Origin of the sequence: Kitasatospora sp. NPDC059827, from assembly GCF_042731675.1 — a bacterium.
Classification (GTDB): Bacteria; Actinomycetota; Actinomycetes; order Streptomycetales; family Streptomycetaceae; genus Kitasatospora.
Genome location: NZ_JBHWIV010000157.1, coordinates 1 through 7,433 on the forward strand (window position 1 = coordinate 1; position 7,433 = coordinate 7,433).

Genomic DNA, 7,433 nt, shown 5'->3' on the forward strand with positions numbered 1-7,433 from the left:
GTGTCTGCGCTTTCTTCCCTTCCGGGGGGGGGGTGCGGGGGGGGGGGGGGGGGGGGGGGGGGGGGGGGGGGGGGGGGGGGGGGGGGGGGGGGGGGGGCCGGCCCCCGGCCGGCCCCCCCCCCCACGACGGTGGGTCACTTGACCTTGGTCTCCGGCTTCGGCTTCGGCTGCCCCTTGAGGGCAGGCGCGACCGCTGCGGCCTTGGTGATGTCGAGCGAGAAGTTCTGGACCACCACGGCGCCCCGGTCACGCTCCGGGGTGCCGATCGGGTCGTTCTGGATGCTGCGTCGCTTCATGGCTGTTCACCTCCTTCCATCGGATCGGTGGGTGCCCCGGGGCGGTCGCCCCGGGGTGTCCGGGGGAGCGGTGCCGGCCAGGCGAGCCCGGCGAAGCGGACCATCGCCTCCAGCACCGATCGGTGGTCGGCGGTCCGGCGGCTGTAGTGGCCGCCGTCCACCCAGAGCAGTTCGTGCGGCACCGCCAGCCGGCGCAGGTCCGCGGCGTACCCGGCGACCTGTTCGGGCGGGCACCGCTCGTCGGTCCGCGAGGCGACCAGCAGGACGGGCGAGCGGACCCGGTGCACGTACGACCGCGGATCGGCGGCGCGGTAGCGCTCGGGGACCTCGTCCGGGGTCCCGCCGAAGAGCTGGCGGTCGACCTCGCGCAGGGCGGGGGTGGTGGTGCGGTAGGTGGCGGGGTAGTCCGCGATCGGCTGGGCGGCCATGCCGAGCGTCCACAGCTCGGGCTGCGCGCCCAGCGCGAGGAGGGTCAGGTAGCCGCCCCACGAGAATCCGCAGAGGCCGGTGCGGTCCGCGAGCGCCGTACCGTCGGCGACCAGTTCGGCGCGGACGGCGGCCAGGTCCTCGATCTGGGCCAGTCCGACCCGGTGGCCGTAGTCGTGCTGCCAGCCGGGGCCGTAGCCGGTGGAGCCGCGGTAGTTGGTGCGCACCACCGCGTAGCCGTGGCCCACCAGGGCGTTCACCCGGGGGTCGTAGGAGTCCCGGTCGTGGGTGGCGGGGCCGCCGTGGACCAGGAAGAGGGTCGGCCAGGGGCCGTGGCCGGCCGGGGTGGTGACGAAGCTGTGGATCCGCCCGTACGGCCGGGGCGTCCACCGTCTGCTGCGGTGGGTGTCGTCGTCGGGCTCCGGAGCGTGGTCCGGGGCGTGGTCCGGGGCGGGGTGGTGCGGCTCCTCGGTGCCCGGGCGCAGGACCAGCGGGCGGGGCGGGGTCGACTCCCGGCTCCAGACGCAGTGCAGGGTGCCGTCCGGGGCGCAGGACAGGTCGTGGATGGTGCCGCCGGGTGTGCCGATCTCCCGGGCGGGCGCGGGCAGGGCCGGTTCCACCGGTGGGCCGAGGTCGGCGAGGAGCAGGCGGCTCCGCCCGGCCCGCTCGTGCTGGATCAGCACCCCGTGCGGCCCCCCGTACCAGCCGGCCGAGATCTGCGAGTCGAAGGACAGCTCGGGGTGTCTTCGCAGGCCCGAGGCCGCCCGCCAGGTCGCGACGGAGTACCGCTCGTCCTCCTCGACCACCAGGAGGAGCTCCGGTTCGCGGACGGCGAGGGGGTTGAACTCGATCGGCCAGAGCCGTAGTCGGGGGCTCCCGGCGAGCCGCGTCGCACCCTCCGATGCGCTGTCCGGCGTGCCGGGCTGCGTGCTGTCCGTCGGCCACAGGAGTACCGCGTCGTCACCGTCGGGGCGTCCGGCGAGGGCGAGCAGCCGGCCGTCCGGTGACAGGTCGGCCAGGACCAGGTACCCCGGCGCCGAACCGATCGGCCGGGCCTCGCCCGCGGGCGGGCCGACGTAGCAGTGCGAGGCGTCGCCGGTCCCCACGGCCACCGCCGCGAGTGCGCCGGTCCGGTCGAAGGCCACGCCGTAGGCCCGGCCGGGCGGCACGCCGTGCAGGGCCGGGCCGCGCGCACCGCCCGTGAACGGCTCGCGCCACCACCGGCCCTCCCCGGCGCCGTCGGAGTCGAACCACCAGATGGCCTCGCCGTCCGGTTCGATCTCGCTCAGGTGGACGCCTTCGGGCCGGTCGGTGACCACCCGGCGCCGGTCCGTCCGACGGTCCCAGGCGACCGCCTGCCAGCGCTCCTCGACGAGCCGCGTCTCGACCGCGCGGTCGGCCGCCAGGGCGGCGAAGCCGGGGGACTGGAACGCCTGCGTCACGGACCCGGCCCTTTCGGTTCGACGGCGGGAACGGTGGGAGCGGTGGGACGGAGCGCGCTGAACGTGCCGGAGCCGGCACGCCGGTGTGAAGGCAAGGTGAACCAGTGTGAAGAAACGGTCACTTGCGGAGGATCGCGGCCACTCTAGGAGGGTGTCGCGGTCACGACCAGACCTTTCGCACAGATGGCCGAAATGCAGCTGAGATGAATCCGTCGGCCGCCCGCATGCCGCTCCGCGCCGACCCCGGCGGTGGGGGCGGGCCCGGGCGGATGCGAAGGTGGGCGGCGTGAACGAGACGATCATGGCAGCCGCCCGCGAACGGGCCGCCGGACACCGGCGCCGCTTCGACCTCCGCTTCGAGGCCTACTTCGACGCCCTGCCGCAGCGCCTCGACACCCCGCCGCTCAGCCGCTTCACGCCGCGCTGCCTGGAGCTGCTGCGCGAGCTCTCGCTGCGCGGCGGCAAGCGCCTGCGGGTCGCCCTGCTCTACGAGGCCGCCCGACTCGTGACCACCGACCCGGTGCCTGGCCTGGCCGAGGCCGCGCTGAGCATCGAACTGCTCCAGACGCACGGGCTCGTCCACGACGACATCATCGACGACGCGGCCGTGCGCCGCGGCGGACCCTCCACCTACTACGCCTACCGCCGGGAGTTCCCGGACTCCGAGCGGACCGCGCTCGGCCTGGCCGTCCTGGCCGGGGACCTCGCCGCCTTCCTCGCGATGCGGGTCCTGCTGGAGGCGGACGTACCCGCCGAGCTGCGCCAGGCGCTGCTGGAGGTCCAGTTGAACGCGGGTGCCGAGACGGTCGCCGGCCAGATCGTGGACCTCGAACGCGACTTCCGGCCGCTCCCGGACGAGGAGTTCCTGCACACCGTCTGCGAGTACAAGTCCACCCGGTACTCCGTGCTCGCCCCGCTGCGGCTGGGGCTGCTGGCCGCCGGCGAGGACGTGGCCCGCCACGACGCGCGGCTGCGCCGGTACGCGACCCTGGTCGGCATCGGCGGCCAGCTGCGCGACGACTACCTCGACCTGTTCGGGGAGGAGGACGCCACCGGCAAGTCGACCGGCGTGGACCTCCGTGCGGGGCGCCGCAGTTACGCGGTGACCGCCCTGCTCGCCGCAGCGGACGAGGGGCAGCGGGCCGTGGTGGAGTCCGCGCTCGGCGACCCGCGGTGCCCGGCCGCCACGGTCGAGCGGGTCCGCGAACTGGCCCGGCTGCTGGGCGTGGACGGGAAGCTCCGTGCCGACATGCGCCGCTGCGCGGCCGCCGCCCGTACGGAAGCCCAGGGCTGGCGGCCGTACTGGCGGGAGGAGGCGGTGGCCTTCTTCGAGGGCCTGCCGCTGTCGAACGTGATCCCGGGAACGTGATGGCGGGAACGTGATCCCGGAGGCGTGATCAGAACACCCCCGGAACCCCCGCGAGCCCCGGCCCGCCGGCCTCGCCCGTCGTCCAGTCCCAGTCCGCGACGGCGTCGCGCAGCAGCCGGGCGGCGGTGGGCAGGCGTTCGCCGAGGGGCCAGTGCAGGGTGAGGGCGCGTCGGCAGTCGGGGCTGTCGACGTCGACCCACGCCAGCGGGAGGCGGGTGGCGGTGCGTCGGGCGAGGGCGGGAACCAGGCCGATGCCCAGGCCCGCGCTGATCAGTTCGGCGATGGCGCCGGCCTCGTCGCCCTCGCAGACGATCCGGGGCACCAGGCCCTGTCCGGCGAACAGGCGGTCCAGCAGCCGGCGCTGCCAGTGCCCGGGGCGGGCGGCGATGAAGGGCTGGTCGGCGAGTTCCTCGACGCCCACCGAGGCGCGTCCGGCCAGGGGGTGGCCGAGCGGCACGGCCAGTCCCACCTCCTCGTCGAGGAGCCGGACCGACTCCAGGCCCTCGACGGCGATCGGCTGGGAGGCGACGGCCAGGTCGACGTCCTGGGCCCGCAGCTGCCGGGCCATCTCGACGGCGGTCAGCTGGTGCAGTTCGATCTCCACGCCGGGGTGCGCGCGTTTGAACGCCGCGAGCGGGCCGCTGAAGGCCAGGAAGGTCTCCGAGGCGAGCCGGACCGTGCCCAGGCCCTCCCCGGTCGCCTCGGCCACAGCCCGCCGGCCCGCCTCCAGTTCGCCGAGGGCACGCTCGACGTAGCCGCGGAACAGGTGGCCGGCCTCGTTCAGCCGCAGCCGCCCGCCCCGTTCGAACAGCGGCGTGCCCAGTTCGGCCTCCAGCCGGGCGACCGAGCGGCTCAACGACGGCTGGGCGACGCGCAGTTCCCGTGCCGCCCGGCTCAGGTGCTCCAGCCGCGCCACCGCCAGGAACTGGGTGAGCGTGTGCAGGTCCACCGGTGGATCCCCCCTGAGCCGGACGCGCGTTGATCGCTCGTCTACCGGGGGATCCTACGGTCGGCGCGTTCGACCCGTTCCGTACCGCTCAGAAGGATTCCCATGATCGACCCGGCCGCGCCGTCGCGCGGTGACACCCCCTGGATCGGCGACGATCCGCGCTTCGCCCTCCTGCGCGCCAGATACCGCAGGTTCGTCTTCCCGGTGACGGCGGCGTTCCTGCTCTGGTTCCTGGCGTACGTGCTCTGCTCGGCCTACGCCCGCGGCTTCATGGCGGCCGAGGTCGTCGGGAACATCAACGTGGCGCTGGTCTTCGGGCTGCTCCAGTTCGCCTCCACCTTCGGCATCGCCCTGGCCTACGGCCGGTTCGCCGCCCGGCGCCTGGACCCGCTGGCCGAGGAGCTGCGCCGGACGGCGGCCGCCCGGGCCGGCGACGAGCACGAGCCGACGGGGAGCCGGGCATGACACCGCACCTTCCACTCGCCGCCCCCGCCACCGCCGCCACCACCACGGCGCAGGAGGCCTCGCACCAGGGCCTGACCGTCGGCCTGTTCGTCGCCCTGGTGGCGGTGACCCTGGTGATCACCCTCTGGGCGCGGCGGAGCACCCGCGGCACCGGCGGCTTCTACACCGGCGGCGGCCAGTTCTCCGCGCTGCAGAACGGCATCGCGATCTCGGGCGACTACCTGTCCGCGGCGTCCTTCCTCGGCATCGCGGGGATCATCGCGCTCTCCGGGTACGACGGCTTCCTCTACTCCATCGGCTTCCTGGTGGCCTGGCTGGTCGCGCTGCTGATGGTGGCCGAACTGCTGCGCAACACCGGCCGGTTCACCATGGCGGACGTGCTGGCGGCGCGGCTGCGCAGCGGGCCGATGCGGACCGCGGCCGGGGTGTCGATCATCGTGGTGTCGATCTTCTACCTGATCGCGCAGATGGTCGGCGCGGCGACGATCGTCGGCCAGCTGCTCGACGTCAAGGGCGCCTCCGCGCAGATCTGGACCATCGTCGGGGTCGGCGCCCTGATGATCGTCTACGTCGTGGTCGGCGGGATGAAGGGCACCACCTGGGTGCAGATCGTCAAGGCCGGGCTGCTGATCGCCGGCGCGGCCGTGATGACCGTGTGGGTGCTGGCGAAGTACGGCTTCGACCTCGGACACCTGCTGGGGGACGCCGCCTCGGCGTCGAAGAAGGGCGAGGCGTTCCTGCGGCCCGGCCTCAAGTACGGGGCGACGGACGGCTGGTCGAAGCTCGACCTGGTCAGCCTCGGCGTGGCCCTGGTACTGGGCACCGCGGCGCTGCCGCACGTGCTGGTGCGCTTCTACACCGTGCCGACCGGCCGCGACGCGCGGAAGTCGGTGAACTGGGCGATCGGCATCATCGGGGTCTTCTACCTGATGACCCTGGTGCTCGGCTTCGGCGCGGCCGCGCTTGTCGGCACGGCGACGATCAAGGCGAAGGACCCGTCCGGCAACACCGCCGCCACCCTGCTGGCCGAGCACCTCGGCGGGGGCGCGGGCACCACCGGGGGCTCCCTGATGCTGGCCTTCATCGCGGCGGTGGCCTTCGCCACCATCCTCGCGGTGGTCGCCGGGCTCACCCTGACCTCCTCGTCCTCCTTCGCCCATGACCTGTACGCCAGCGTGATCCGCAAGGGCCGGGCCACCGAGCGGCAGGAACTGGTCACCGCGAAGGTCGCCGCCGTGGTGATCGGCGCGGTCGCGGCCGCCCTGTCGATCTTCGCCAGGGACCTCAACGTGGCGTTCCTGGTGGCCCTGGCCTTCGCCATCGCCGCCTCGGCCAACCTGCCGGCGATCCTGCTGACCCTGTTCTGGAGGCGCTTCACCACCTTCGGCGCCAAGTGCGGCATCTACGCGGGGCTGGTCGCCTCGATCGGTCTGGTGCTGCTCTCGCCGATCTGCTGGGGCGGCGCGAGCAGCACCGTCCCCGCCGTGAAGCTGACGGCCGCCCAGGCGAAGGACTGCGGGGTGGACGCCGGGGACAAGCGGGTCGGCAACGCCACGGCGCTGATCTCCTGCACCGCCACGGCGCCGGTGCCCCTGCAGAACCCGGGCGTCCTCTCCATCCCGATCGGGTTCGCGGCCGCCGTCCTCGGCTCGCTGGCCGGCGGTCGCCGCCGCCGGGACGAGGACGCGGACGGGCGCGGCTTCGCCGAGCTGGAGGTCCGCGCGCTCACCGGGGTGGGGAGGTAGCCGTGGCCACCGGATCCAACCTCCACGAGTTCCTCGCCGACCTCGCGCGCTACGCCGCCGCCGACGTGCTGACCGCGGAGCTCACCGCGGACACCCTGCGCAAGTACCTGCGCGCCGGGCTGATCGTCCCCGAGGACCTGTGCGCCGGTGACACCGGGGGCTACAGCCAGCGGCTGCTGCACGCCGAACGCACCCACTCCGTGGTCGCCCTGACCTGGCTGCCCGGGCAGTCGACCCCGATCCACGACCACGTCGCCTGGTGCGTGTCGGGCGTGCTGGAGGGCATCGAGGTGGACGAGGCCTTCCGGCTGTGGCGGCTCCCCAGGTCCGGCCGCAAGGTGCTGGCGCCGTACGCCCGGACGACCTGCTCACCCGGCCGGGTGCAGTTCCTGGTGCCGCCCGACGAGGACATCCACCGGGTGTCCAACGGCGGCACCGGGCGTGCGGTCTCCCTGCACGTCTACGGCACGGACATCTCGCAGAACATGGGCACCTCGATCAACCGGGTGTTCGGACAGGAGGTCGTGGACCGCCCGCCGGACGGGGCCCGCCCGGTGAGCTGGCGGAGCCCGGAGGTCCTCGCTCCCTGATCTCCCTGACCCACCCTGACCCGTGCCCGTGCCCGTGCCCGTGCCCGTGCCCGTGCCCGTGCCCGGGCCCGTGCGCCGGGGGGCGGGGGCCGCGGCGGGCACCCCCGCCCGCCCAGAAACCCCACTCGAAGGAATTGCCGGTGGAAGTGGT

Annotated in this window: 7 protein-coding genes; 4 read left to right on the plus strand and 3 right to left on the minus strand. The window is 74.2% G+C overall.

The window, feature by feature from the left end:
- Nucleotides 1-134 precede the first annotated feature (134 nt).
- A complete protein-coding gene (locus ACFV8H_RS40835; protein WP_380409779.1) occupies nt 135-296 on the minus strand; it encodes a hypothetical protein in 162 nt (53 codons plus the stop codon).
- The gene (locus ACFV8H_RS40840; protein ID WP_380409781.1) at nt 293-2,164 is read right to left on the minus strand and encodes an alpha/beta hydrolase family protein; all 1,872 of its coding nucleotides are present in this window, start codon (nt 2,162-2,164) and stop codon (nt 293-295) included. Before ACFV8H_RS40840 ends, ACFV8H_RS40835 begins: the two co-directional genes overlap by 4 nt.
- Nucleotides 2,165-2,465: 301 nt before the next feature.
- On the opposite strand from ACFV8H_RS40840, the gene ACFV8H_RS40845 reads away from it, so the two are divergent.
- Complete coding sequence (locus ACFV8H_RS40845) at nt 2,466-3,533, plus strand: polyprenyl synthetase family protein (protein ID WP_380409791.1); 1,068 nt, start codon at nt 2,466-2,468, stop codon at nt 3,531-3,533.
- A gap of 28 nt (nt 3,534-3,561) precedes the next feature.
- On the opposite strand, the gene ACFV8H_RS40850 is transcribed toward ACFV8H_RS40845, so the two are convergent.
- A complete protein-coding gene (locus ACFV8H_RS40850) occupies nt 3,562-4,482 on the minus strand; it encodes a LysR family transcriptional regulator (RefSeq protein WP_380409783.1) in 921 nt (306 codons plus the stop codon).
- A gap of 102 nt (nt 4,483-4,584) precedes the next feature.
- On the opposite strand from ACFV8H_RS40850, the gene ACFV8H_RS40855 reads away from it, so the two are divergent.
- From ACFV8H_RS40855 to ACFV8H_RS40865, 3 genes are read left to right on the plus strand one after another with little or no spacing between them, the layout of a single operon-like run.
- Nucleotides 4,585-4,947 (plus strand): DUF485 domain-containing protein, encoded by a 363-nt coding sequence (locus ACFV8H_RS40855; RefSeq protein WP_380409785.1) that lies wholly within the window; start codon nt 4,585-4,587, stop codon nt 4,945-4,947.
- Nucleotides 4,944-6,692, plus strand: coding sequence for a cation acetate symporter (locus tag ACFV8H_RS40860; RefSeq protein ID WP_380409787.1), 1,749 nt, complete (start codon nt 4,944-4,946; stop codon nt 6,690-6,692). The genes ACFV8H_RS40855 and ACFV8H_RS40860 overlap by 4 nt, the downstream gene beginning before the upstream one ends.
- A 2-nt stretch (nt 6,693-6,694) precedes the next feature.
- Nucleotides 6,695-7,282: a cysteine dioxygenase gene (locus tag ACFV8H_RS40865; protein ID WP_380409789.1), complete on the plus strand. Its 588-nt coding sequence runs from the start codon at nt 6,695-6,697 to the stop codon at nt 7,280-7,282.
- The last annotated feature ends 151 nt before the right edge of the window (nt 7,283-7,433 follow it).